The sequence below is a fragment of the Chromobacterium sp. IIBBL 290-4 genome (genome assembly GCF_024207115.1).
Taxonomy (GTDB): Bacteria; Pseudomonadota; Gammaproteobacteria; order Burkholderiales; family Chromobacteriaceae; genus Chromobacterium.
Genome location: NZ_CP100128.1, coordinates 485,855 through 510,393 on the forward strand (window position 1 = coordinate 485,855; position 24,539 = coordinate 510,393).

Annotated in this window: 17 protein-coding genes, 2 tRNA genes and 3 rRNA genes; 3 read left to right on the top strand and 19 right to left on the bottom strand. The window is 59.5% G+C overall.

The genetic code is table 11. From position 1 onward, the window contains the following. Window positions 1–21 precede the first annotated feature (21 nt). Together parE and NKT35_RS02210 are read right to left on the bottom strand one after the other, a co-directional pair. A complete protein-coding gene (parE, locus tag NKT35_RS02205) occupies window positions 22–1,989 on the bottom strand; it encodes a DNA topoisomerase IV subunit B (protein ID WP_254298351.1) in 1,968 nt (655 codons plus the stop codon). 117 nt (window positions 1,990–2,106) lie between these two features. Beyond that, entirely contained in the window at window positions 2,107–2,631 is a 525-nt protein-coding gene (locus tag NKT35_RS02210; RefSeq protein ID WP_254298353.1) for an RNA pyrophosphohydrolase, read from the bottom strand. A 187-nt stretch (window positions 2,632–2,818) separates the two neighbouring features. On the opposite strand from NKT35_RS02210, the gene pssA reads away from it, so the two are divergent. Both pssA and NKT35_RS02220 read left to right on the top strand, forming a co-directional pair. Next, on the top strand, window positions 2,819–4,162 hold the full coding sequence (gene pssA / locus NKT35_RS02215) for a CDP-diacylglycerol--serine O-phosphatidyltransferase (RefSeq protein ID WP_254298355.1): 1,344 nt from the start codon (window positions 2,819–2,821) through the stop codon (window positions 4,160–4,162). Between the two features lie 97 nt (window positions 4,163–4,259). Beyond that, a complete protein-coding gene (locus NKT35_RS02220) occupies window positions 4,260–6,050 on the top strand; it encodes an ATP-binding protein (RefSeq protein ID WP_254298357.1) in 1,791 nt (596 codons plus the stop codon). A 157-nt stretch (window positions 6,051–6,207) separates the two neighbouring features. Here the strand turns inward: NKT35_RS02220 and rrf are convergent. From rrf to NKT35_RS02305, 17 genes are all read right to left on the bottom strand, one after another. Continuing rightward, window positions 6,208–6,322, bottom strand: a 5S ribosomal RNA gene (gene rrf, locus NKT35_RS02225). 146 nt (window positions 6,323–6,468) lie between these two features. Continuing rightward, window positions 6,469–9,360: ribosomal RNA gene (locus NKT35_RS02230) — 23S ribosomal RNA — on the bottom strand. A gap of 258 nt (window positions 9,361–9,618) precedes the next feature. Next, a tRNA-Ala gene (locus tag NKT35_RS02235) sits at window positions 9,619–9,694 on the bottom strand. 12 nt (window positions 9,695–9,706) lie between these two features. Continuing rightward, window positions 9,707–9,783, bottom strand: a tRNA-Ile gene (locus tag NKT35_RS02240). Between the two features lie 92 nt (window positions 9,784–9,875). After that, window positions 9,876–11,411: ribosomal RNA gene (locus NKT35_RS02245) — 16S ribosomal RNA — on the bottom strand. The 16S, 23S and 5S rRNA genes sit together here with 2 tRNA genes alongside, the layout of an rRNA operon. 365 nt (window positions 11,412–11,776) lie before the next feature. Then, window positions 11,777–12,337 (bottom strand): glutathione peroxidase, encoded by a 561-nt coding sequence (locus tag NKT35_RS02250; protein WP_254298359.1) that lies wholly within the window; start codon window positions 12,335–12,337, stop codon window positions 11,777–11,779. Window positions 12,338–12,457: 120 nt separating this feature from the next. After that, complete coding sequence (gene trxA, locus NKT35_RS02255) at window positions 12,458–12,820, bottom strand: thioredoxin (RefSeq protein WP_254298361.1); 363 nt, start codon at window positions 12,818–12,820, stop codon at window positions 12,458–12,460. 132 nt (window positions 12,821–12,952) lie between these two features. Next, window positions 12,953–14,155 carry a sodium/glutamate symporter gene (gltS, locus tag NKT35_RS02260; RefSeq protein ID WP_254298363.1) on the bottom strand — a complete coding sequence of 401 codons (1,203 nt, stop codon included), beginning with the start codon at window positions 14,153–14,155 and terminating at the stop codon, window positions 12,953–12,955. A gap of 235 nt (window positions 14,156–14,390) precedes the next feature. Continuing rightward, complete coding sequence (locus tag NKT35_RS02265) at window positions 14,391–15,335, bottom strand: class I SAM-dependent methyltransferase (protein WP_254298365.1); 945 nt, start codon at window positions 15,333–15,335, stop codon at window positions 14,391–14,393. A gap of 78 nt (window positions 15,336–15,413) precedes the next feature. After that, the gene (coaD, locus tag NKT35_RS02270) at window positions 15,414–15,944 is read right to left on the bottom strand and encodes a pantetheine-phosphate adenylyltransferase (RefSeq protein WP_254298367.1); all 531 of its coding nucleotides are present in this window, start codon (window positions 15,942–15,944) and stop codon (window positions 15,414–15,416) included. 91 nt (window positions 15,945–16,035) lie between these two features. Beyond that, window positions 16,036–16,443 (bottom strand): VOC family protein, encoded by a 408-nt coding sequence (locus NKT35_RS02275; protein ID WP_254298369.1) that lies wholly within the window; start codon window positions 16,441–16,443, stop codon window positions 16,036–16,038. Window positions 16,444–16,553: 110 nt separating this feature from the next. Further along, window positions 16,554–17,525, bottom strand: coding sequence for a peptide ABC transporter ATP-binding protein (locus NKT35_RS02280; RefSeq protein ID WP_254298371.1), 972 nt, complete (start codon window positions 17,523–17,525; stop codon window positions 16,554–16,556). Further along, window positions 17,518–18,498: an ABC transporter ATP-binding protein gene (locus tag NKT35_RS02285; protein WP_254298373.1), complete on the bottom strand. Its 981-nt coding sequence runs from the start codon at window positions 18,496–18,498 to the stop codon at window positions 17,518–17,520. The genes NKT35_RS02280 and NKT35_RS02285 overlap by 8 nt, the downstream gene beginning before the upstream one ends. 10 nt (window positions 18,499–18,508) lie before the next feature. Further along, on the bottom strand, window positions 18,509–19,429 hold the full coding sequence (locus tag NKT35_RS02290; protein ID WP_254298375.1) for an ABC transporter permease subunit: 921 nt from the start codon (window positions 19,427–19,429) through the stop codon (window positions 18,509–18,511). Between the two features lie 13 nt (window positions 19,430–19,442). Next, window positions 19,443–20,471: an ABC transporter permease subunit gene (locus NKT35_RS02295; protein ID WP_254298377.1), complete on the bottom strand. Its 1,029-nt coding sequence runs from the start codon at window positions 20,469–20,471 to the stop codon at window positions 19,443–19,445. Between the two features lie 407 nt (window positions 20,472–20,878). Continuing rightward, on the bottom strand, window positions 20,879–22,474 hold the full coding sequence (locus NKT35_RS02300; protein ID WP_254298379.1) for an ABC transporter substrate-binding protein: 1,596 nt from the start codon (window positions 22,472–22,474) through the stop codon (window positions 20,879–20,881). Window positions 22,475–22,644: 170 nt separating this feature from the next. Further along, window positions 22,645–23,766, bottom strand: a complete 1,122-nt coding sequence (locus tag NKT35_RS02305) for a beta-ketoacyl-ACP synthase III (RefSeq protein WP_254298381.1) — start codon at window positions 23,764–23,766, stop codon at window positions 22,645–22,647. Between the two features lie 270 nt (window positions 23,767–24,036). Between NKT35_RS02305 and iscR the strand changes: the two genes are divergently transcribed. Next, entirely contained in the window at window positions 24,037–24,525 is a 489-nt protein-coding gene (gene iscR / locus NKT35_RS02310) for a Fe-S cluster assembly transcriptional regulator IscR (RefSeq protein ID WP_254298383.1), read from the top strand. Window positions 24,526–24,539 lie beyond the last annotated feature (14 nt).

The window sequence follows — 24,539 nt, forward strand, 5'->3', positions numbered from 1 at the left end:
AAGCGACAGGCCGGGGGCGAATCAGATATCGGCCTCAACCTCGTTGCCCTTGGCTTCCATCCAGCCGCGGCGGCTGGAGGCTTCGCCCTTGCCCATCAGCATCACGAACATGTCCAGCGTTTCCTTGAGCATGCCGGGCCGCACCTGCACCCGCGTCAGCCGGCGCGTATCCGGATTCATCGTGGTGTCCTTCAGCTGCTCCGGATTCATCTCGCCCAGGCCTTTGAAGCGGGAAATGCTCCACGCGTTCTCGCGCACGCCTTCGCTGCGCAGCCTATCCAGGATGGCGGTCATCTCGCCCTCGTCCAAGGCATACAGCTTGCGCGGCGGCCGGCTCTTGCCCTGCCCGGGCACGTCGACGCGGAACAGCGGCGGCTGGGCGATGTAGATATTGCCGTTTTCCACCAGGCGCGGGAAATGGCGGAAGAACAGCGTCAGCAGCAGCACCTGGATGTGCGAGCCGTCCACGTCGGCGTCGGACAAGATGGCGATCTTGCCGTAGCGCTGGCCGGACAGGTCCGGCGCGTCGTTGGGGCCGTGCGGGTCCACGCCGATGGCGACGGAGATGTCATGGATTTCGGCATTGGAGAACAGTTGGTCCTTGTCCGTCTCCCAGCTGTTCAGCACCTTGCCGCGCAGCGGCAGGATGGCCTGGTATTCCTTGTCGCGCGCCAGCTTGGCCGAACCGCCGGCGGAGTCGCCCTCTACCAGGAACAGCTCGTTGCGCTCGATGTCCTCGCTTTCGCAGTCGGTCAGCTTGCCCGGCAGCACCGCCACGCCGGAGCCCTTCTTCTTCTCCACCTTCTTGACGGATTTGAGACGGCTCTGCGCCTGGCGGATGGCCAGCTCGGCAATCTTCTTGCCGGCTTCCACATGCTGGTTCAGCCACAGCTCCACCGGATCGCGCGCCAGGCTGGAGATCAGCTTCAAGGCGTCGCGGCTGGTCAGCTTGTCCTTGGTCTGGCCCTGGAACTGCGGGTCCAGCACGCGGGCGGACAGCACGAAGCGCACGCGGCTCCACACGTCCTCGGCCATCAGCTTGACGCCGCGCGGCAGCAGGTTGTGGTGATCGACGAAGCTTTTCACCGCGTCGAACACGCCGGCGCGCAGGCCGGCCTCATGGGTGCCGCCCACCGGCGTCGGGATCAGATTGACGTAGCTCTCGCCGCTGGCGCCGTCTTCGAACCAGGCCATGGCCCACTGCGCGCCCTCGCCCTTGGCGAACTGCTCGTGATCGTCGCCGATATAGGCCTCGCCGGCGAACAGCGGCGCCACCGGCTCATCGCCATTGCACAGTTCGGACAGATAGCTCTTCAAGCCTTCCGGATAATGCCAGGCCTTCACTTCGTCGCCGCTGGGCTTTTCCACCGTCAGCGTCACCGCCACGCCGGGCAGCAACACCGCTTTGGCGCGCAGCAAGCGCTCCAGCTCCGACATCGAATAGCGCGGGCTTTCGAAATACTTGCCGTCCGGCCACACCCGCACCCGGGTGCCGCTGGTGCGCGGGCCGCAGTCGCCGACGCGGGCCAAGGGTTCGATCACGTCGCCGCCGGAAAACACCAGGCGGTGCATGCCGCCTTCGCGCTTCACCTCCACCTCCAGGCGGGTGGACAAGGCATTGGTCACCGATACGCCCACGCCGTGCAGGCCGCCGGAGAAGGCGTAAGCGCCGCCATCTTTCTTGTTGAACTTGCCGCCGGCGTGCAGCCGGGTGAACACCAGTTCCACCACCGGCACGCCTTCTTGCGGATGCAGGCCCACCGGGATGCCCCGTCCGTCGTCCTCGACGCTCAGCGAGCCGTCCTGGTGCACGGTGACGGCGATCTTGCGCGCGAAACCGCCCAGCGCCTCGTCGGCGGCGTTGTCTATCACTTCCTGGCAGATGTGGGTGGGGTCGGTGGTGCGGGTGTACATGCCGGGCCGCTCTTTCACCGGCTCCAGCCCCTTCAGCACCCGTACCGAGGATTCATCGTATTGTTGTTGAGTCATGTTCTGGTCTTGCCCTGTCGGCGCGTCACGTCGACGCCGCCCCTGACGGGCGGCACAAATGAAGACAGCGGGACACGCCCGCCGTCTGAGGATGCTGCTTTGCCATCGGCAAAAGATTCACTGCTCGCTCTGGGCCGATACGCGGGCGAGGTAGGCGGGGTGGGTTTCCACCCCGCGCAAGAACCGCGCAAGCTCGGACAAGGCGCGGTCATACACATCGCGCTTGAACTCGATCACCGCATCCACCGGCGCCCAATAATCATTCCAGCGCCAGCCATCGAACTCCGGATGATTGGTGGCGCGCAAACAGACATCGCTGTCGCGCCCCACCAGCCTGAGCAGGAACCAGATCTGCTTCTGGCCCTTGTAACTGCCGCGCCATTCGCGGCGAACCCAATTGCTCGGCACCTCGTAACGCAACCAGTCGCGGGTGCGTCCCAGGATTTTCACGTGCTGAGGCAGCAAACCCACCTCTTCCAGCAATTCGCGATACATCGCGGCTTCCGGGCTTTCGCCCGGCTTGATGCCGCCCTGCGGGAATTGCCAGGAATGCTCGCGCACGCGCTTACCCCAGAACACCTCGTTTTTGGCATTGGTGAGGATGATGCCGACGTTTGGGCGGTATCCGTCCCGGTCCAGCATGGAATAAACCTGCAATTCGTCTCGTTACCGGAATTTTTGCACATTTCCGCCGGCCTTGCCACGCGCTCGGCAAGCCCGAGCGCCATCCCGAGCGCTTGGCTCCAGCCTCCCGCCCCCTCCATCGCTCCCCCAAGCGGGCCAAACAATGCTAGGATGCGTCGATTGAACGTCTATTTACTGCGCTTTCATGGCCTTCCTGCTGAATCGACCCACACTGTCCCGCCTGCCCTGGCTGCCGCTGCAGCCTGAAGATTTTTCCACCTTGCTGCAAACCGGCGATTTCCGCCTGCGGCTGCTGGAGGCGATCGCGTCGGCGTCGAAACGCATTTACCTTTGCGCCTTGTACCTGGAAAACGAGGAAGCGGGCCAGGAGGTGCTGGAGGCGCTCTATCAAGCCAAGCAGCGCCAGCCCGAACTGGACATCCGCGTGATGGTGGACTGGCACCGCGCCCAGCGCGGCCGGATAGGCGAGGATCAATCGCGCAATAATGCCGCCTGGTATCGTGAAGAAGCGCAGAAACGCAATCTGGACATCCCAATTTATGGCGTGCCGGTGCAAACCCGCGAACTGTTCGGCGTACTGCACCTCAAGGGCTTCGTCATCGACAACGCCGTGTTCTACAGCGGCGCCAGCTTGAACAACGTCTATCTGCACAAGCTGGATAAATACCGCTTCGACCGCTACCACGAAATCCATAGCGCGCCGCTGGCCGATGCGATGGCAAGCTTCATGGCGGATCAATTCTTCAACGATCCCGCCGTTTTCCGGCTGGACAAGCCCGCGCCGAGCACCCGCAGCATCCGCAAGGAAATCAAACATTTCCGCGACAAGCTGGTGCACAGCCAATACCGCGCGCCCAGCGCCCAAGCTCCTCAGGCTGATCAACTGGCCATCGCGCCCATCGTCGGCATCGGCAAAGGCAACCGACTGAACCGCGCCATCCTGGACGTGATCGCCAGCGCGCAGCACAAGTTGTTCATCTGCACCCCCTACTTCAACTTCCCTCGGTCGGTTGTGCTGGAAATCAATCGCGCGCTGCGCCGCGGCGTGGAAATCGACATCGTGGTCGGCGACAAGACCGCCAACGACTTCTATATCCCGCCGGAGCAGCCGTTCCGCGTGATCGGCGCGCTGCCTTATCTGTACGAGATGAACCTGCGCCGCTTTACCAAGCGGCAGCGCCAATACGTGGCCAGGCAACAGCTGCGTGTCCATCTGTGGAAGGATGGCGACAACACCTACCATCTGAAAGGCGTCTGGAGCGACGCGCGCTACATTCTGCTGACCGGCAACAATCTCAACCCGCGCGCCTTCCGCCTGGATCTGGAAAACGCCTTATTGCTGCGCGACCCCCAGGCCACGCTGCAGGCGCAGGGTGAGGCTGAGCAACAAAGCATTCTGCGCCACACAACCTTGCTGGAGCACTACCGCCAGCTGGAGGATGTGCGCCATTATCCGGAGCAGATCAAGAAGCTGCTGACTCGGCTGAGCCGGGTCAGGATAGACCGGATGTTGAATCTGATGCTGTAACAGCCCTGTCCAGCCGTCTCGCCCCGCCAAGCGGGGCGTTTTCATTCCGGCGCTATGCTAGAACTACAAGATAGCATTGCTAGCGCCGAGGCCTCCCATGCAAAAAGTCAGAGTGGAAACCCGCCAGCTGCCGGTCAGCCATGACTATTCGGAAAAGTGGCAACAAGTTCTGGACCTCTTAGCCCGGCTGGTCAGCATTCCCTCCGCCTTGATCATGCGGGTACAGGCTCCGCAAATCAAAGTCTTCCTGTCCAGCCATACCGAGGGCAATCCTTATGAAGAGGATGAAATGGCCGACCTCGGGACCGGACTGTATTGCGAAACCGTCATGAGCTCCCGCGCGGAGCTGACGGTTCCCAATGCCTTGACCGACCCGATTTGGGACCACAATCCGGATATCAAGCTAGGCATGATCTCCTATATGGGCATGCCGCTGATCTGGCCCAACGAGGACGTGTTCGGCACTATCTGCATTCTGGACAAGACTGAAAACGGCTACACCTCCACCTATCGCCAGCTTTTGGCCCAATTCCGCAGCATGGTCGAACGCGACCTCAGACAGATCTACAACGAAAAGGCGCGCGCGCTGGAAGACGCAGCCCTGCGCGCCGACGAGGCGGAGCGCGTCCGCCGGGAATTCGACCTGCTTCGCGCCGGCGAACAAAAAGCGCTGCAAGCCTTGCGCGAGAGCGAAGAGCGCTGGCACTTCGCGCTGGAAGGCGCCGGCGACGGCGTATGGGACTGGAACATCGCCAACGGCGACATCTTTTTCTCCACCCGATGCCAGCAACTGCTAGGGCTTTCCCGCCCCGCAGAAATCGCTGAATTCAAGCTTTGGCAAACCGGCATCCACCCCGACGACCTGCCCACCGTGCTGGCCGATTTGGCCAGCTATCTCAGGCAAGCATCAGGCTCCTTCGTCACCGAACACCGCTTCCGCAAGGGACAGGACTGGGTCTGGCTGCTAGGGCGCGGCATGGTGGTCAGCCAGGATGCGCAAGGCCAGCCCTTGCGCATGATAGGCACCTACTCCGACATCACCGAGCGCAAAGAGGCCGAGGCCGAACTCCAATTGCTGAACAGCCATCTGGAAGAGCGGGTCGCCGTCCGCACCGCTGAACTGAAAAAAGCGATGCAGCAAATCAGCATTGCTGAAAAACAAACAGCGCTGGCCCGCATGGTGGCCGGCATGGCGCACGAATTGAATACGCCGATCGGCAACATCTTGCTTTGCTCATCGCAAATACAAGCCGACGTGGACGGCATCGTCAAGGCCGATACCGACAAGCAGCTATCGCGCAAAGGCTTGCAAGATTTCCTGCAAAAGGCCGGCGAGAGCTGCGAGCTGCTGCAAAGGAATAGCGAGCTGGCAGGCGATCTGATCGGCCGTTTCAAGCAAATCGCCGTCGATCAGCTAGACCAGCCGCGCCGCAGCTTCCATCCCGCCCAAACCATAGCCAAACTGCTGCAAACGCTGTTGCCGCCCGAACACCATCCCGACATCGGCGTTCGGCTGCAAATACCTGACGATTTGGTGATCGAGAACTATCCCAGCGCGCTGGAACAGTTGATTTCGCATCTGGTGGCCAATTCGCTGGTTCATGGGTTTGATGGCAGAAATGGCGGCGCCATCGATATCGATATCAGCCGCGCCCAAAATGAAATCATCCTCAACTACGCCGATGACGGCAACGGCATCATCCCAGAGCTTCAAAGCAAAGTGTTCGATCCCTTCTTCACCACCCGAATGGGACAAGGCGGCGTGGGCCTGGGGCTTGCGCTAGTCCACAATATCGTTCAAGTGATCTTGAAAGGCCAGATACGGCTGGAGAGCGAGCCTGGCCATGGCGCGCGCTTCATCATCTCCTTCCCCGCCATGCCGGTTTAAATGAACTGTTTTCAGAAACGCCAAAGCCCCGCTGGGATCAGCGGGGCTTTTTGTTGGGGGAGTGTCGGGGACGTCGAGAATGGCATGGCAGGCATCGCGTTTCCGGCGCGCCAATGCACAAAGCCCAGCTCGAAGAGCTGGGCTTGTGGTATGGGGCGTCTGGCGGTGTCCTACTTTCACATGGCCAAGGCCACACTATCATCGGCGCTAAGATGTTTCACGGTCCTGTTCGGGATGGGAAGGCGTGGGACCATCTCGCTAAGGCCACCAGACATAAACTTGTACAAACTTAAAGAAGCCTGAACCAGAGAAGCTCTCTGATTCTGAATATTCGGTATTTAATTGTGTCGCACACACTCTATCTCGTCGCTCAGTATCATACGAATCCAAGATCCGTACGCTAAGCCACTCAAATGATAGGATCAAGCCTCACGAGCAATTAGTATCGGTTAGCTTCACGCCTCACAGCGCTTCCACACCCGACCTATCAACGTCCTGGTCTCGAACGACTCTTCAGGGAGGTCAAGCCTCCAGGGAAGTCTCATCTTCAGGCAAGTTTCCCGCTTAGATGCTTTCAGCGGTTATCTCTTCCGCACTTAGCTACCCGGCGATGCGACTGGCGTCACAACCGGTACACCAGAGGTGCGTCCACTCCGGTCCTCTCGTACTAGGAGCAGCCCCCGTCAAACTTCCAACGCCCACTGCAGATAGGGACCAAACTGTCTCACGACGTTTTGAACCCAGCTCACGTACCACTTTAAATGGCGAACAGCCATACCCTTGGGACCGGCTACAGCCCCAGGATGTGATGAGCCGACATCGAGGTGCCAAACACCGCCGTCGATGTGAACTCTTGGGCGGTATCAGCCTGTTATCCCCGGAGTACCTTTTATCCGTTGAGCGATGGCCCTTCCATTCAGAACCACCGGATCACTATGTCCTGCTTTCGCACCTGCTCGACTTGTCGGTCTCGCAGTTAAGCTACCTTTTGCCATTGCACTATCAGCACGATTTCCGACCGTACCTAGGTAACCTTCGAACTCCTCCGTTACACTTTGGGAGGAGACCGCCCCAGTCAAACTGCCTACCATGCACTGTCCCCAATCCGGATCACGGACCAAGGTTAGAACCTCAAACACACCAGGGTGGTATTTCAAGGACGGCTCCACCAGAACTAGCGTCCTGGCTTCAAAGCCTCCCACCTATCCTACACAAGTCTGTTCAAAGTCCAATGCAAAGCTACAGTAAAGGTTCACGGGGTCTTTCCGTCTAGCAGCGGGGAGATTGCATCTTCACAAACACTTCAACTTCGCTGAGTCTCAGGAGGAGACAGTGTGGCCATCGTTACGCCATTCGTGCGGGTCGGAACTTACCCGACAAGGAATTTCGCTACCTTAGGACCGTTATAGTTACGGCCGCCGTTTACCGGGGCTTCGATCAAGAGCTTGCACCCCATCACTTAACCTTCCGGCACCGGGCAGGCGTCACACCGTATACGTCCACTTTCGTGTTGGCACAGTGCTGTGTTTTTGTTAAACAGTCGCAGCCACCTATTCTCTGCGACCTGTCAAAGCTTCGTGAGTAAATCACTACACCCCAACAGGCATACCTTCTCCCGAAGTTACGGTATCAATTTGCCGAGTTCCTTCTCCTGAGTTCTCTCAAGCGCCTTAGAATTCTCATCCTGCCCACCTGTGTCGGTTTGCGGTACGGTTCTTGTGTAGCTGAAGCTTAGTGGCTTTTCCTGGAAGCGTGGTATCAGTCACTTCAGGTCCGTAGACCCTCGTTATCACTTCTCGGCGTTAAAGAAGGGCGGATTTGCCTACCCCTCACGCCTACCGGCTTGAACAGACTATTCCAACAGTCTGCTGACCTAACCTTCTCCGTCCCCACATCGCACTACACAAAAGTACGGGAATTTTAACCCGTTTCCCATCGACTACGCTTTTCAGCCTCGCCTTAGGGGCCGACTCACCCTACGCCGATGAACGTTGCGTAGGAAACCTTGGGCTTTCGGCGAGCGGGCTTTTCACCCGCTTTATCGCTACTCATGTCAGCATTCGCACTTCTGATATCTCCAGCATGCCTCTCGACACACCTTCACAGACCTACAGAACGCTCCCCTACCACGGACGCTTACGCGCCCATCCGCAGCTTCGGTTATCAGTTTGAGCCCCGTTACATCTTCCGCGCAGGACGACTCGACCAGTGAGCTATTACGCTTTCTTTAAATGATGGCTGCTTCTAAGCCAACATCCTGGCTGTCTAGGCCTTCCCACTTCGTTTACCACTTAACTGATCATTTGGGACCTTAGCTGGCGGTCTGGGTTGTTTCCCTCTTGACAATGGACGTTAGCACCCACTGTCTGTCTGCCAAGCTCGCACTTTCCGGTATTCAGAGTTTGCCATGGTTTGGTAAATCGCAATGACCCCCTAGCCATAACAGTGCTTTACCCCCGGAAGTGATACTTGACGCACTACCTAAATAGTTTTCGGGGAGAACCAGCTATCTCCGAGTTTGTTTAGCCTTTCACCCCTATCCACAGCTCATCCCCTAGTTTTGCAACACTAGTGGGTTCGGACCTCCAGTGCGTGTTACCGCACCTTCATCCTGGCCATGGATAGATCACTCGGTTTCGGGTCTACACCCAGCGACTAAGACGCCCTATTCGGACTCGGTTTCCCTACGCCTCCCCTATTCGGTTAAGCTTGCCACTGAATGTAAGTCGCTGACCCATTATACAAAAGGTACGCAGTCACGGAACAAGTCCGCTCCCACTGTTTGTATGCATCCGGTTTCAGGTTCTATTTCACTCCCCTCCCGGGGTTCTTTTCGCCTTTCCCTCACGGTACTGGTTCACTATCGGTCGATCATGAGTATTTAGCCTTGGAGGATGGTCCCCCCATCTTCAGACAGGATTTCTCGTGTCCCGCCCTACTTGTCGTATGCCTAGTTCTTGCGATGCGTTTTCGTGTACGGGGCTATCACCCACTACGGCGGTCCTTTCCATGAACCTTCCACTAACGCAACTCATAACACATACAGGCTGTTCCGCGTTCGCTCGCCACTACTTACGGAATCTCGGTTGATTTCTTTTCCTTCAGCTACTTAGATGTTTCAGTTCGCTGAGTTCGCCTCCGCAGACCTATGTATTCAGTCTGGGATACCGCCTAAACGGTGGGTTTCCCCATTCGGACATCGCGGGATCAAAGCTCTATTGCCAGCTCCCCCGCGCTTTTCGCAGGCTTACACGTCCTTCATCGCCTATGATCGCCAAGGCATCCACCAGATGCACTTAGTCGCTTGACCCTATCATTTCAGTAACCTAAATTACTGCGACAATAGAGAGTGTTTGTGCGACGACTGCACCGCCCCTTTTGATATGGCGACGCAGCCTTAGATACAATCAAATACCCAAGATGACGATCTGTCGACATGAAGAGTTAACTCCATGTTTTCATCTCGCCGTCTATATATATTCGGCTTCTTCAGTTTGTTAAAGATCGGGCGTATTTTCAACGCAAACAAAATCACACTCTCTCAAGAGTGATTATGTTTGCACTGGAGTGGTGGAGGATGACGGGATCGAACCGACGACCCCCTGCTTGCAAAGCAGGTGCTCTCCCAACTGAGCTAATCCCCCAAACAGGTCAAATGGTGGGTCTGGTAGGACTCGAACCTACGACCCCTGCGTTATCAACACAGTGCTCTAACCAGCTGAGCTACAAACCCAGTTGACTTTAGAGATCGTGGACTCCACAACCTCAATGCCCTTAACACAAATAACCGATAGGCTGTAAGTACTTGGCAATCGCCTTCTCTAGAAAGGAGGTGATCCAGCCGCAGGTTCCCCTACGGCTACCTTGTTACGACTTCACCCCAGTCATGAATCCCACCGTGGTAAGCGGCCTCCTTACGGTTAGCCTACCCACTTCTGGTGAAACTCACTCCCATGGTGTGACGGGCGGTGTGTACAAGACCCGGGAACGTATTCACCGCAGCATGCTGATCTGCGATTACTAGCGATTCCGACTTCACGCACTCGAGTTGCAGAGTGCGATCCGGACTACGATCGGTTTTCTGAGATTAGCTCCACCTCGCGGCTTGGCAACCCTCTGTACCGACCATTGTATGACGTGTGAAGCCCTGCTCATAAGGGCCATGAGGACTTGACGTCATCCCCACCTTCCTCCGGTTTGTCACCGGCAGTCTCATTAGAGTGCCCAACTAAATGATGGCAACTAATGACAAGGGTTGCGCTCGTTGCGGGACTTAACCCAACATCTCACGACACGAGCTGACGACAGCCATGCAGCACCTGTGTTAACGCTCCCTTTCGGGCACCAAGATATCTCTACCAAGTTCGTTACATGTCAAGAGCAGGTAAGGTTTTTCGCGTTGCATCGAATTAATCCACATCATCCACCGCTTGTGCGGGTCCCCGTCAATTCCTTTGAGTTTTAACCTTGCGGCCGTACTCCCCAGGCGGTCAACTTCACGCGTTAGCTACGCTACCAAGGATTCAAACCCCCAACAGCTAGTTGACATCGTTTAGGGCGTGGACTACCAGGGTATCTAATCCTGTTTGCTCCCCACGCTTTCGTGCATGAGCGTCAGTGTCATCCCAGGGGGCTGCCTTCGCCATCGGTATTCCTCCACATCTCTACGCATTTCACTGCTACACGTGGAATTCTACCCCCCTCTGACGCACTCTAGTCGTGCAGTCTCCAATGCCGTTCCCAGGTTGAGCCCGGGGCTTTCACATCAGACTTGCACAACCGCCTGCGCACGCTTTACGCCCAGTAATTCCGATTAACGCTTGCACCCTACGTATTACCGCGGCTGCTGGCACGTAGTTAGCCGGTGCTTATTCTTCAGGTACTGTCATCCCCGCCAGGTATTAACCAGCGGGATTTCCTCCCTGACAAAAGTCCTTTACAACCCGAAGGCCTTCTTCAGACACGCGGCATGGCTGGATCAGGCTTGCGCCCATTGTCCAAAATTCCCCACTGCTGCCTCCCGTAGGAGTCTGGGCCGTGTCTCAGTCCCAGTGTGGCGGATCATCCTCTCAGACCCGCTACTGATCGTCGCCTTGGTGAGCTCTTACCTCACCAACTAGCTAATCAGACATCGGCTGCTCGTATAACGCGAGGTCTTTCGATCCCCCGCTTTCCCCCTCAGGGCGTATGCGGTATTAATCCGGCTTTCGCCGAGCTATCCCCCATTACACGGTACATTCCGATGCATTACTCACCCGTTCGCCACTCGTCAGCGGTGCAAGCACCCTGTTACCGTTCGACTTGCATGTGTAAAGCATGCCGCCAGCGTTCAATCTGAGCCAGGATCAAACTCTTCAGTTCAATCTCATAGCAAATTTTCTGGCACGCAAGTTCAAAGAAATAAACAAGTATCTCTTGTCTCTTGCAGTGCAAGTATTTGGCTTTCACCAAGTACTTACACCTATCGGTTATTCGTTCTGTTAAAGAGCAGTGCCGGACGCTGTTTTCGTCACACCGGAAACCGTTCCGTTTCCGCTGCTTCGTTCGCTGCGTCAGCTGAGGAGGCGAACTATACGCCCGGGGCCTGGGATCGTCAACACCTTTTGCGAGAAAAAATGAACTTTCTGCGTACTTACGCGGCAAGCCCATGATTTGCAAGGAAACAGAAGTCAAAGAATTTTCAAAACAGCAGCGCCGCCTTGCGGCGGCGCTGCTGAAATGCCGGCTCAAGGTTGAGCAGGCGCTGTCGATTGCGTGGTTTCCGGCTTCAAATAAGGCAAAAACGCCCCCACCACCTCAGGCGCGTCCGGCTTGGTGCGCGTGCCTATGCTGATGACCTTGCTGGCGCCCGGCAGAATCAGGTACTTGTGGAAATTCCACACCGGCGCATCCTCTGTGGCCGCGATCAACGCCTTGAAGAATGGCTGCGCGTCATCGCCGCGCACATGTCCCTTGCCAGCCATAGGAAAAGTCACGCCGTAATTGGCTTGGCAGAATGCGCCGATTTCGCTGGGCTTATCCAGCTCCTGGAAAAAATCGTTGCTGGGAAAGCCGACTATCACCAGCCCGCGAGGACCATATTGCTTATAGAGCGACTCCAACTGGGTGAACTGCGGCGTGAAACCGCAGTGGCTGGCGGTATTGACCACCAAGATGGGCTGCTCTTCGTATTTGCACAGATTGATCTCGCCGCCCATCAAGCCCGGAACCGTATAGTTGAGCAAAGCCGGACAACTCGCCAACGCCGCTTGCCCCCACAACAGCAGCAACAAACCCCAACGCTTCATGACATCCTCCCCGTCGGACAAGATCCGACTCAGGCACCGCTCCAGATATAAGAATAGGGCAATACGCCCCGGCATTGCCCTATCGTCTCACAATTGCGCCCGCGCCATGCGCGGGGCCTGTCATTCTTGCTGGCTGGCGATATCCGCCCTCACCTTGTCCATATCCAGCTCGCGCAGGCTCTGGATCAGCTGTTCGAACTGCGCGCCCATCATGGCGCCGGCCTGATTGAACACCATGATGCCGTCCTTGACTGCGATCAGCGTCGGAATGGAGCGGATATTGAAATGCCCCGCCAGATCGCGCTCGTCTTCGGTATTGATCTTGCCGAACACGATGTCCTCATGCTTGGCCGAGGCGGCCTCGAACACCGGGCCGAACATCTTGCACGGGCCGCACCACGGCGCCCAGAAGTCCAGAATGACCAAACCCTCTTCCTTCATATTGGCGTTGAAGTTGTCGGCGGTGAGATTGACGAAGGACATGATGGCTCTCTTTCTATATGGCTGCGCCCATCAGCGACGGGCTCTTCACAGCCAAAGATATGAACAGGCCGCCGCCATTGCAAGACGCGGGGCGGGTTGAATTTTTCAATCGCCCCGATAGCCGCGCGCGCCTCAGGCGATGAATGGCATGGCCAGATAGAGCTTGATCACGATGGCGTTGACGATATCGATGAAGAAGGCCCCCACCATGGGCACCACCAGGAAGGCCAGATGCGAAGGGCCGAAACGCTCGGTCACCGCCTGCATATTGGCGATGGCGGTGGGCGTGGCGCCCAGGCCGAAGCCGCAATGGCCTGCCGCCAGCACCGCTGCGTCGTAATTACGGCCCATCACCCGGAAGGTGACGAACACGGCGTACAGCGCCATCGCCAAGGTCTGCAACAACAACAGAGCGAAGATAGGCAGCGCCAAGGCGGCCAAATCCCACAAGCGCAGCGACATCAGCGCCAGCGCCAGGAATAGCGACAGGCTGACATTGCCCACCACAGACACTTCGCGCTCGAAGATCTTGTACCACCCCAGCGCCGCCAGGCCATTGCTGATCAATACGCCGACAAACAGCACGCAGACAAAGGTCGGCAGCTCCAGCGCCGTGCCTTTCAGCAAGCCGCCGAGGAAAGTGCCGCCCAACAGGCAGACCGCGATCAAGGCCAGCGATTCGATGAAGGAATGCGGTGTGATCAGACGCTGCGCGTCAGGTTGTTCGAAGCCTTGCGGCGCTTGGTCGGCGTTATGCTCGGCGCCGGGCGTTTTCACCCGTTTGACCAGGAAACGCGCCACCGGTCCGCCGATCAAGCCGCCCAACACCAGGCCGAAAGTGGCGCAAGCCATCGCCAATTCCGCGGCGGAGGCCAAACCGTATTTGTCTGCGAAGGTGCCGCTCCAGGCCGCGCCGGTGCCATGGCCGCCGGACAAGGTGATGGATCCGGCCAGCAAGCCCATCAGCGGATCCAGGCCCAAAGCGCTGGCCACCGCCACGCCCAGGGTGTTCTGCACCAGCAGCAGGCCCACCACCACGCCGAGGAAGATACCCACCGTCTTGCCGCCCTGTTTCAGGCTGGACAAATTGGCGGTCAGGCCGATTGCGGCGAAGAAAGCCAGCATCAGCGGTGTTTGCAAAGAAGTATCGAAGCGCACCTCCATGCCTGAGAATTGCCGCCACGCCAGCAAAGCTGCCGCCACCAGCAGGCCGCCGGCTACCGGTTCTGGAATGTTGTAAGTGCGCAGCACGCCAGTATGGGCGACCAGTTTGCGTCCCAGCAGCAGGACGAGCGAGGCGGCCACCAGCGTGCCGTAGAAGTCGAGTTGGATCATCGGTTCTCCCTTTATCGTTTTCGAGCGAAAACGCGTCCGCGCCGCGACGCAGACAAACCGATGAATCAGGAAGGCATGGAGGCGCTCCGCATCCCGCCGCGCTCGCGGCGAGGCGGCTGAAGAGCCGCCGGCTGGCTGGTCGGCGACTCCATGCGGAAACGCGCTTTACTGTACGAGTGCGGAACCGGCAATAAAGTTCACGTAAAAACGTTTTACAATCAGCGGGATGCTGAAATCAGCCGCGGCTGATGCGCCAGCATTGGTGGATTTTGCGGTTGCGGAAGTCTTCCGGCACCGACTGCGCGCTGATGTCGCGGATCTGGTAATCGTCGCCCAGCCGCTCGTCCAGCTCGAAAGTGCGCAGATTATTGGAGAAGTACAGCACGCCGCCCGGGGCCAGCAAAGCCATGGCGTAATCGATCAGCCAGACATGGTCGCGCTGCACGTCCAGGATGTCGCGCATCTTCTTGGAATTGGAGAAGGTGGGCGGGTCCATCACGATCAAATCGAACTGCTTGCCCTCGTCCACCGCTTCTTCCAGATACTGGAACACATCGGCGCGCACCAGTTGGTGCTTGGCCAGGTCCAGGCCGTTGAGCTCGAAATTGCGGCGCGACCAGTCCTGATAGGTATTGGACATGTCCACGGTTTCGGACGACACCGCGCCGCCGGCGCCGGCGTAGACGGTGAAGCTGCCGGTATAGGCGAACAGATTCAGAAAACGCTTGCCGGCCGCCTCTTCGCGCACCCGCTTGCGGGTATTGCGGTGATCCAGGAACAAGCCGGTGTCCAGATACTGGTCCAGATTGATGATGAAGCGCTGGCCGAACTCCTCGACGATGAAGTCCTCGCCTTCCACGCCTTCCTTTTCATACTGGCTGACGCCTTTCTGGCGGCGGCGATTCTTCAACGTCACGCCGGCGGCCGGCAGGCCGGTCACCTGCTCGATGGCCGCCACCACCGCGTCTATCCATGCGCGATACTCGTCGTCTTCCATTTCCCAGCCGGTGTCGTACTCCTGCAGATGCACGCGCTGGCCGTAGACATCGACCGCGAACGGGAACTGCGGCACGTCCTTGTCATAGACGCGCCAAGCGTCCAGCCCCTGACGGCGGGCCCATTTGGCGTAATGCTTGTAATTCTTGGCCAGACGGTTGGCAAAGGCGCTGACATCCTGCATGGGAAATCCTCGAAACGGCAAAACAAACGCGCCAGACGAATCTGGCGCGGCTGAACATTCAAAACTGCATTATAAGGCTTATTGCTGCGAATACATCTCCAGCATCTTGCGGTAAACCGGTTCCGGCAGATATTGGCGGATCACGCTTTCCCAACCGCGCGGCCCCACCAGGCCCTTGACCATGGTGGACGACACTTCGGCGTACTGCCGCGGCGGCAACAGGAAGAGAGTGGTGATGTCCGGATGCAAATCGGAATTGATGTAACGCATGGTGCGTTCGTATTCGTAGTCGCTGGCGGTGCGGATGCCGCGGACGATGTAGTTGGCGCCCACGCTTTGCGCGTAGTTGACCAGAAACTGGTTCTCGAAAACGTCTACCCTGAGCTTGGCCGATCCGGCCGTCACCTCGCGCAGCAGCGCCACGCGCTCCTCCACGCTGAAGGTGCAATGCTTGTCCGGATTGACGCCCACGGCGACGATCAGTTCATCGAACAGTTCCACCGCCTCGCGTATCATCCACAAGTGGCCATTGGTCACGGGGTCAAAGCTGCCGGCGTATACGGCTCGTTTCAATTGGCGTCTTCCTCTGGCTTTGGCGATGTGTTCCATGGCGAATGTATCTTGCAGGGGCGGGGTGGTAAAGCGTTTTTTGTGCGATGCGGCAAAAAATGCGCCGCATCGCGACCTTGTCATCCTATGGTCACAACTGGCAGTTGACCATCCAGCAAACGCCGAATCTATCACTAAAACAGCCAAAAAGCGCGCCCCAGAATGTCTGATGCAGGTCCATCGTCACCTTGCCGCCGACGCTGAGCGCGGCAAACACCTTGCGGGCTTTGTCTGCATCGCCCTCCAGGTTGATGGACAAGGTGATTTGCGGCGTGGGCGCCATCGGCTGAGAGGTATCGGAAATCATCAGCACATTGGGACCAAACACCAGCCGCGCATGCATGATCCAGTCGGGATTCGGCTCGCCCATGTCCGGCGCGCTCTCCGGCGCGTCGCCATAGCGCATCAGCATGGCGATCTCGCCTGACAAGGCGTCGCGGTAGAAGTTAAGCGCCTCCTCGGCGCGTCCATTGAAATTCAGATACGGATACACATGCATGGCAAGCCTCCGTGGGTGGTGGGAAGCCCAGTGTACGCCGCGCGATACGACGATGAAATGAAAAAAGCCCGCGGCGCAAAACACCGCGGGCTGCCGATGCCGATTTGGTCTCAGCCGTTGATCTCTTCCGCCCGATGGCAAGCCACCATGCGCTGATCCAGCTCGCGCAATTGCGGCACTTCCGACTTGCAACGCTCATTGGCGTGCGGGCAGCGCTTGTGGAAGGCGCAGCCGGACGGCGGGTTCAGCGGGCTGGGCAGCTCGCCCTCGATCTTGATCTTGATGCGGCGGTCTTCCGGATGAATGGACGGCGTGGCCGACAGCAGCGCCTGCGTGTAAGGGTGCAGCGGGCGCTCGTAAACGCGGGCCTTGTCGCCCACTTCCACCGCGCGGCCCAGGTACATCACCATCAGGTCGTTGGCCACATGCTCCACCACCGCCAGATTGTGAGAGATGAACACATAGGCGGTGTTGAATTCCTCCTGCAGATCCATGAACAGGTTCAGCACCTGCGCCTGAATCGAGACATCCAGCGCCGAAGTCGGCTCGTCGGCCACCACGATCTTAGGGTTCAGCATCATGGCGCGGGCGATGGCGATGCGCTGGCGCTGGCCGCCGGAGAACATGTGCGGATAGCGGAAATAATGCTCCGGACGCAGGCCGACGCGGGCCATCATCGCCCTGACCTTTTCTTCGCGCTCCTTGGCCGACAGCTTGGTGTTGATCAGCAGCGGCTCGGACAGCTGGTCGCCTATCTTCTGGCGCGGGTTCAGCGAACCATAAGGGTTCTGGAACACCATTTGCACCTTGCGGCGCATCGCCTTCAAATCGGCGCCGGTGGCCGTGGCCGCGTCCTGGCCGTCCAGGATCAGCGAACCGGAAGTCGGCTGCTCGATCAAGGTCAGCTGGCGCGCCAGCGTGCTCTTGCCGCAGCCGGATTCGCCCACCACCGCCAGCGTGCGGCCGGCCTCCAGTTCGAACGACACGCCGGCCAGCGCCTTCACCTGCGCCTTGGGCTTGAACATGCCCTGCGCCACATCGTAATAACGGGTCAGATCCCTTGCTTGCAAAACCTTAGCCATGCTGCTTCTCCTTGGCCAGCAACGGGTAGTGGCAACGCACCGCGCCATGTTCGTGGGCGGTCAATCCGGGCCGCTGGCTGCGGCAGTTGTCCTGCGCGTACGGGCAGCGCGGCGACAGCAAGCAGCCGCTCGGGCGGTCGTACTGCCCCGGCACGATGCCGGGCAGCGTGGCCAAGCGGCGCGCGCCCTTGCTGTGCTCCGGAATGGACGACAGCAGCGCCTCGGTGTAGGGATGGACCGGGTGGCGGAAGATTTCCGGCACCGTGCCCATCTCCGCCGCCTGGCCGGCGTACATCACCACCAGGCGCTGCGCCACCTCGGCCACCACCGCCAGGTCATGGGTGATCAGGATCAGCGCCATGTTCTGGCTCTTCTGCAAAGACACCAGCAGTTCCATGATCTGCGCCTGGATGGTCACATCCAGCGCCGTGGTCGGCTCGTCGGCGATCAACAGCTTGGGGTTGCAGGCGATGGCCATGGCGATGGCCACGCGCTGGCTCATGCCGCCGGACAGCTGGTGCGGATAGGCGTCCAGCCGCGTCGCCGCCGCCGGGATCTCCACCAGCTCCATCAGCTCCAGCGCGCGCGCTTTCAAGGCCGCGCCGCGCAGGCCCTGGTGCGCCTTCAGCACTTCCATGATCTGGTAGCCGACGGTGTAGCTGGGGTTCAGCGCCGTCATCGGGTCCTGGAAGATCATCGAGATGTCTTTGCCGACGATCTTGCGGCGGCCGCGCGCCGAAATGGTCAGCAGGTCCTTGCCATCGAAGCTCAGTTCGTCGGCGACGATGCGGCCCTGCCCTTCCAGAAGGCCCATCATCGCCATCATGGTGACCGACTTGCCGGAGCCGGACTCGCCGACGATGCCGACGATCTCGCCCTGGTCCACCGTCAATTCCAGCCCTTCCACCACGCGGAAGGGGTTCTTCTCCGAGCCGAACTCGACCGAGAGATTCTTGATTCGCAACAGACTCATATTCTTATCCTCAGGCCACGCGCTTCAGCTTGGGGTCCAGCGCGTCGCGCAGGCCGTCGCCCATCAGGTTGATCGCCAGCACCGACAGCAGAATGGTCAGACCCGGCATGGTCACCACCCACCAGGCGCGCTCGATGTAGTCGCGCGCCGAGGCCAGCATGGTGCCCCACTCCGGCGTCGGCGGCTGCACGCCCAGGCCCAGGAAGCCCAGGGCGGCGATTTCGAGAATGGCCGAGGAAAAGCTCATGGTGGCGTGCACGATCAAGGGCGCCATGCAGTTGGGCAGCACGGTGACGAACATCAGCCGGAACAGGCCGGCGCCAGCCACACGCGAAGCCACCACGTAATCGCGGTTCAGCTCAGTCATCGCCGAGGCGCGGGTCAGACGCACATAGGCCGGCAAGGACACGGTGGCGATGGCGATCATCGCATTGGTCAGGCCAGGTCCGAGAATGGCCATGATGGCTACCGCCAGCAGCAAGGACGGCAGCGCCATCATGATGTCCATCAGCCGCATGATGGTGGCGCCCAGCACCTTGGGGAAGAAGGCGGCCAACAGGCCCAGGATCACGCCCGGAATCAGCGCCAACAGCACCGACATCAGGCCGATGAATAGCGACATGCGCGCGCCGTAGATCAGCCGCGACAGGATGTCTCTGCCCAGCTCGTCGGTGCCGAACAGGAATTGCAGGCTGCCGCCCGCCTCCCATGCCGGCGGCGTCAGCAGGTGGTCGCGGTATTGCTCGATCGAGCTGTACGGCGCCAATACCGGCGCCAGCAGCGCACAGGCGGTGATGAACAGCACGAAGACCAGACCGGCCACCGCGCCCTTGTTGTGGGAAAAGCCCTGCCAGAACTCCTTCAGCGGAGACGGATAGGACAACGCCAGGTCGGCCGTCTGCGCGGCCGCGGTTTGATTGCTTTGGCTCATATTGCGTCCCTGCTTACTTGGCGTGACGGATGCGCGGATTGGCGATGCCGTACAGGATGTCGACGATGAAGTTGGTGACGATCACCAATGTGGCCACCATCAGGATGCCGTTCTGCACCACCGGGTAGTCGCGGCGGGCGATGGCGTCGATCAGCCATTTGCCTATGCCGGGCCAGGAGAAGATGGTCTCGGTCAGCACCGCGCCGCCCATCAGCGTGCCCACTTGCAGGCCGATCACGGTCAAGACCGGAATCAGCGCGTTGCGCAGGGTGTGGATGAAGATCACGCGCGCCGGCGACAGGCCCTTGGCGCGGGCGGTGCGGACATAATCGTCGCGCAGCACTTCCAGCATCGACGAGCGCGTCATCCGCGCGATCACCGCCAGCGGAATGGTGCCCAGCACGATGGACGGCAGGATCAGGTGCATCAGCGCGCTCTTGAACGCGCCGGAGTTGGCCTCGGGATCGGCCGCCTCGGCCAGCCAGCTGTCTATCAGCATGAAGCCGGTGCGCGGCGCGATGTCGAAGGTCAGATCCATGCGGCCGGATACCGGCGTCCAACCCAGCTTCACCGAGAAGAACATGATCAGGATCAGGCCCCACCAGAAGATGGGCATCGAAAAGCCGGTCAGCGAAACGCCCATCGCGCCGTGATCGAACAAGGAGCCGCGCTTGATGGCGGCCAGCACGCCGGCCAGCAGCCCCCAGAACACGGCGAACAGCAGCGCGGACAACGCTAGCTCCAGCGTGGCCGGGAACAGGGTTTTGAATTCGGTCCAGACGCCGGCCTTGGTGACCAGCGACTCGCCCAGATTGCCATGCAGCAGATTGCCGACATAGTCCAGATACTGGGCGTACAAGGGCTTGTCCAGCCCCAGGCGATGCAGCGCCTCGGCGTGCAGCTTGGGATCGAGCGTGCGCTCGCCCACCATCACTTCGACCGGGTCGCCGGGAATCATGCGGATCAGGCCGAAAGTCAGCAGCGTGATGCCGAAGAAGGTGGGCACCAGCAGGCCCAACCTGCGCAGGATGAATGAAAACATGGATACCTCTCCAGGGCGCTTGCGCCATCAGCGGCGGCGAGCGCCGTCAAACCTTGGATATAGAGCGTGCAGAAAGTCGGCGCGGGAGAGGCAAGACGGATGCGCGCGAGGCGCATGAACTTTGAAGAGGTGCCGGACAGCGGAATGGCAACTAAACCACCCACCAGCATTAGCTGCATCCACTGTCGCGGCAGGAGAGACAATATCAGCCCTAGCGCTTTGACAGATTGACGCAGGTCAAGCCGGCATCGCCGCCGCTCGCCCAAGCTTCTCCAGACTTGTATTCCCGTGCAGATACTGCCATGCCGAGCCGCCGTCCTCTCTAACGGAGGACTGATCGCCGCGACACTTGACGCAAGGCGGGAGCGCTTGCGCGCCCCGCCCTCTTGGCTTAATTCAAACCAGTCTTACTTGACGCTGACGCCGTAGAAAGCGTTCAGGCCGAACGGGCTCACCTTGAACCCCTGCACCGACTTCAGCATCGGCTGATTGACGGTGGAGTGGGCGATCGAGGTATACGGCAGCTGTTGCTTCACGATTTCCTGCGCCTTGGTGTACAGCTTGGTGCGCTCGGCCACATTGGCAGTGGTCTTGCCCTTCTGGATCAGGTCCTCGAACGGCTTGTAGCACCACTTGGCGAAGTTGTTGCCATTGATCGCCTCGCAACCCAGCTGCGTGCCCAGCCAGTTGTCCGGATCGCCGTTGTCGCCGGTCCAGCCGATCAGCATGGCGTCATGCTCGCCGGCCTTGGCGCGCTTGATGTACTCGCCCCACTCGTAAGTGGTGATCTTGGCCTTGACGCCGATCTTGGCCCAGTCGGACTGGATCATCTCCGCCATCAGCTTGGCGTTGGGGTTGTACGGACGTTGCACCGGCATCGCCCACAGGGTGATGTCGAAGCCATTCGGATAGCCGGCCTTGGCCAGCAGCGCCTTGGCCTTGGCCACGTCGTACGGCGCATCCTTCAGGCTCTTGTTGTACGACCACTGGGTCGGCGGCATCGAGCTGACAGCAGCCTGGCCGGAGCCTTGGTACACCGCCTGCAGGATGGCCTTCTTGTTGATGGACATGTCCAGCGCTTCGCGCACTTCCAGCTTGTCCATCGGCTTGTGCTTGACGTTGTAAGCCAGGTAGCCCAGGTTGAAGCCGGCTTGAGAGATCACATTCATCTTCGGGTCGGCTTTCATCGCGGCGATGTCGGTCGGGCGCGGGAAGGTGGTGATCTGGCACTCGCCGGCCTTCAGCTTCTGGTAGCGCACCGAGGCGTCGGTGGTGATGGCGAACACCAGGTTATCCACCTTGGGGCCGTCCACTTTGTCCCAGTATTGCTTGTTGGCGGCGAAGCGGATCTGCGCGTCCTTCTGGTAGCGCTTGAAGATGAAGGGGCCGGTGCCGATCGGCTGCTGGTTGATCAGCTGCGGCTTGCCGTCCTTCAACAGTTTGTCGGCGTACTCGGCCGACTGGATGGAGGCGAAGCTCATCGCCAGATTCTGCACGAAGGCGGCGTCGATCTTCTTCAGGCTGAACTTGACGGTGTTGGCGTCGACCTTTTCCACCTTGGCGATGTTCTCGTCCATGCCCATGTCGGAGAAGTACGGGAACTCGGTCGGGTAAGCCTTGCGGAACGGATGGTTCTTGTCGATCATCCGCTGGAAGGTAAACAACACGTCATCGGCGTTGAAATCGCGAGTCGGCTTGAAATATTCCGTGGTATGGAACTTCACGCCCTTGCGCAGATGGAAAGTGTAGGACAGTCCATCGGCGGACACGTCCCACTTTTCAGCCAAGCCGGGTACAACCTTGGTGCCGCCGCGCTGGAATTGCACCAGGCGGTTGAACACGGTTTCGGCGGAGGCGTCGAAATCGGTGCCGGTGGTGTACTGGCCCGGATCAAAGCCGGCCGGGCTGCCTTCGGAGCAGAACACCAGGGTGCCGGCGGCTTGCGCGCTCAGCGCGGAACCCGCCACCAGGCCTGCCAGCAGCAACTTCTTGAAAGCTTGCATAATTATTTCCCTTCCCTTTGTACAGACCATTTGGTCATTTTTTGCTATTCAACCAGAGCCACGCTTTGGTCGATGGGGGATACATTATGCAGAGAGGGCGCTTTTGACAAGCGCCCTCTGGCTTTTTTATCGCATCCGCGGTCATGACAACCGCGGCTTCTGACAATGGCTTACAACTTCTTCAACGCCACGGAACCCACGGAATAGCCCGCCCCGAAAGAACTGATGACGCCAACATCGCCACTCCGCAAATCATGCGAATGGAGATGGAAGGCGATGATGGAGCCGGCGGAACTGGTGTTGGCGTAACGATCCAGAATCACCGGTGCCTCCACGGCATCGGCCTCGCGGCCCAGCACGCGCCTGGCGATCAGCTGATTCATCGCCAGATTGGCCTGGTGCAGCCAGAAGCGGCGCACATCGCCAGCCGCGATGCCCAGGCTGTCCAGATGCGACACGATATGCTCGCCCACCATCGGACACACTTCCTTGAACACCTTGCGGCCCTGCTGGATGAACAGCTTGTCCGGCTGGCCGATGCCGGTCTCGTCGCAGCGGTTCAGGAAGCCGAAATTGTTGCGGATATTGTTGGAAAACACCGTGGCCAGTTTGCAACCCAGCACTTCATAGCGATGAGCCGAAGCGGCCTGCTCCGCCCGCTCCAGCACCACGGCGGTGCAGGCATCGCCGAAAATGAAGTGGCTGTCGCGGTCGCGGAAGTTCAGGTGGGCGGAACAGATCTCGGGGTTCACCATCAGCACCGCGCGCGCCTGGCCGCTGGCGATGGCGTTGTAGGCCGTCTGAATGCCGAAGGTGGCGGACGAGCATGCCACATTCATATCAAAAGCGAAGCCCTGGATGTCCAGGGCCTGCTGCACCTCCACCGCCATCGCCGGATAGGCGCGCTGCATATTGGAACAAGCCACGATCACCATATCGATGTCGGCGCCGCGCTTGCCTGCCGCCTCCAAAGCCTGCCGCGCGGCAGCCACCGCCATCTCGGCCTGCAGCGACAGTTCCTCGTTGGCGCGCTCCGGCAGGTACGGCTTCATCCGCTCCGGATCCAGCACGCCCGACTTGTCCATCAGGAAGCGCTGCTTGATGCCGGACGCCTTTTCGATGAACTCCGCGCTGGATTCAGCCAGCGGCTGCATCGCGCCGGCCTCGATCTGCGCCTGGTGCTCGGCGTTATGCTTTCTGACGAAGGCATTGAACACCTCCACCAGCGCCTCGTTGCTGACCGCGTGCGGCGGCGTGAACAGGCCGGTGCCGCTGATTACGACTTTATGCATGGGTTCATCCTTTATCATCCCGCCACGAGATGCCGGATCGACGGCGAACCCTGCCGATCAGACGCCAAAACACGGGAGTTGAGCGTGATATGACGAGGATTTTACACAAGCGTCGAGAAAATGTAAGAAAACCATACCCAAGCAATCATTAAACCTAGTAAAATCACACCTTTGCCCCACATACCGGTTGGGTCTGCTTGGTAAATACTTGACTAAAATACTCGACTATTGGGTATAATCGGTCCTGAACCACCCACCGGAATGACAACCATGCGTCTCACCACCAAAGGCAGATTTGCCGTCACCGCGATGCTGGACCTCGCGATGCGCGAAGAGCGCGGCCCGGTTACCCTGGCCGGCATCAGCGAACGCCAAAGCATTTCGCTGTCCTATCTTGAACAGCTATTTGGCAAACTTCGCCGCGCCGAGCTGGTAGACAGCGTGCGCGGGCCGGGTGGCGGCTACACGCTGGCCAAGCAGCTCCAAGACATCTCCGTCGCCGACATCATCGTCGCCGTGGATGAGCCGGTCGACGCCACGCAATGCGGCGGCCGCGAAAACTGCCGCGGCAGCCAGCGCTGCATGACCCACGATCTGTGGACCAATCTCAACGTCACCATTTTCGACTACCTATCCAAGGTCAGCCTCGCCAGCCTGGTGGAAGAGCAGCTCGCCAAGGAACAGGCGGCCACGGAGAGCCGCGTGGTGCAAGACAAGCGCGACGGCCACGGCCATCACGCCGCCAGCGGCGCACTGTAAAAGCATACTCTTGC

Excerpts from the sequence above, each read along its gene's own strand:
- parE (WP_254298351.1), bottom strand. The coding sequence starts at position 1,989 with ATGACTCAACAACAATACGATGAATCCTCGGTACGGGTGCTGAAGGGG.
- NKT35_RS02210 (WP_254298353.1), bottom strand. The coding sequence starts at position 2,631 with ATGCTGGACCGGGACGGATACCGCCCAAACGTCGGCATCATCCTCACC.
- pssA (WP_254298355.1), top strand. The coding sequence starts at position 2,819 with ATGGCCTTCCTGCTGAATCGACCCACACTGTCCCGCCTGCCCTGGCTG.
- NKT35_RS02220 (WP_254298357.1), top strand. The coding sequence starts at position 4,260 with ATGCAAAAAGTCAGAGTGGAAACCCGCCAGCTGCCGGTCAGCCATGAC.
- NKT35_RS02250 (WP_254298359.1), bottom strand. The coding sequence starts at position 12,337 with ATGAAGCGTTGGGGTTTGTTGCTGCTGTTGTGGGGGCAAGCGGCGTTG.
- trxA (WP_254298361.1), bottom strand. The coding sequence starts at position 12,820 with ATGTCCTTCGTCAATCTCACCGCCGACAACTTCAACGCCAATATGAAG.
- gltS (WP_254298363.1), bottom strand. The coding sequence starts at position 14,155 with ATGATCCAACTCGACTTCTACGGCACGCTGGTGGCCGCCTCGCTCGTC.
- NKT35_RS02265 (WP_254298365.1), bottom strand. The coding sequence starts at position 15,335 with ATGCAGGATGTCAGCGCCTTTGCCAACCGTCTGGCCAAGAATTACAAG.
- coaD (WP_254298367.1), bottom strand. The coding sequence starts at position 15,944 with ATGGAACACATCGCCAAAGCCAGAGGAAGACGCCAATTGAAACGAGCC.
- NKT35_RS02275 (WP_254298369.1), bottom strand. The coding sequence starts at position 16,443 with ATGCATGTGTATCCGTATCTGAATTTCAATGGACGCGCCGAGGAGGCG.
- NKT35_RS02280 (WP_254298371.1), bottom strand. The coding sequence starts at position 17,525 with ATGGCTAAGGTTTTGCAAGCAAGGGATCTGACCCGTTATTACGATGTG.
- NKT35_RS02285 (WP_254298373.1), bottom strand. The coding sequence starts at position 18,498 with ATGAGTCTGTTGCGAATCAAGAATCTCTCGGTCGAGTTCGGCTCGGAG.
- NKT35_RS02290 (WP_254298375.1), bottom strand. The coding sequence starts at position 19,429 with ATGAGCCAAAGCAATCAAACCGCGGCCGCGCAGACGGCCGACCTGGCG.
- NKT35_RS02295 (WP_254298377.1), bottom strand. The coding sequence starts at position 20,471 with ATGTTTTCATTCATCCTGCGCAGGTTGGGCCTGCTGGTGCCCACCTTC.
- NKT35_RS02300 (WP_254298379.1), bottom strand. The coding sequence starts at position 22,474 with ATGCAAGCTTTCAAGAAGTTGCTGCTGGCAGGCCTGGTGGCGGGTTCC.
- NKT35_RS02305 (WP_254298381.1), bottom strand. The coding sequence starts at position 23,766 with ATGCATAAAGTCGTAATCAGCGGCACCGGCCTGTTCACGCCGCCGCAC.
- iscR (WP_254298383.1), top strand. The coding sequence starts at position 24,037 with ATGCGTCTCACCACCAAAGGCAGATTTGCCGTCACCGCGATGCTGGAC.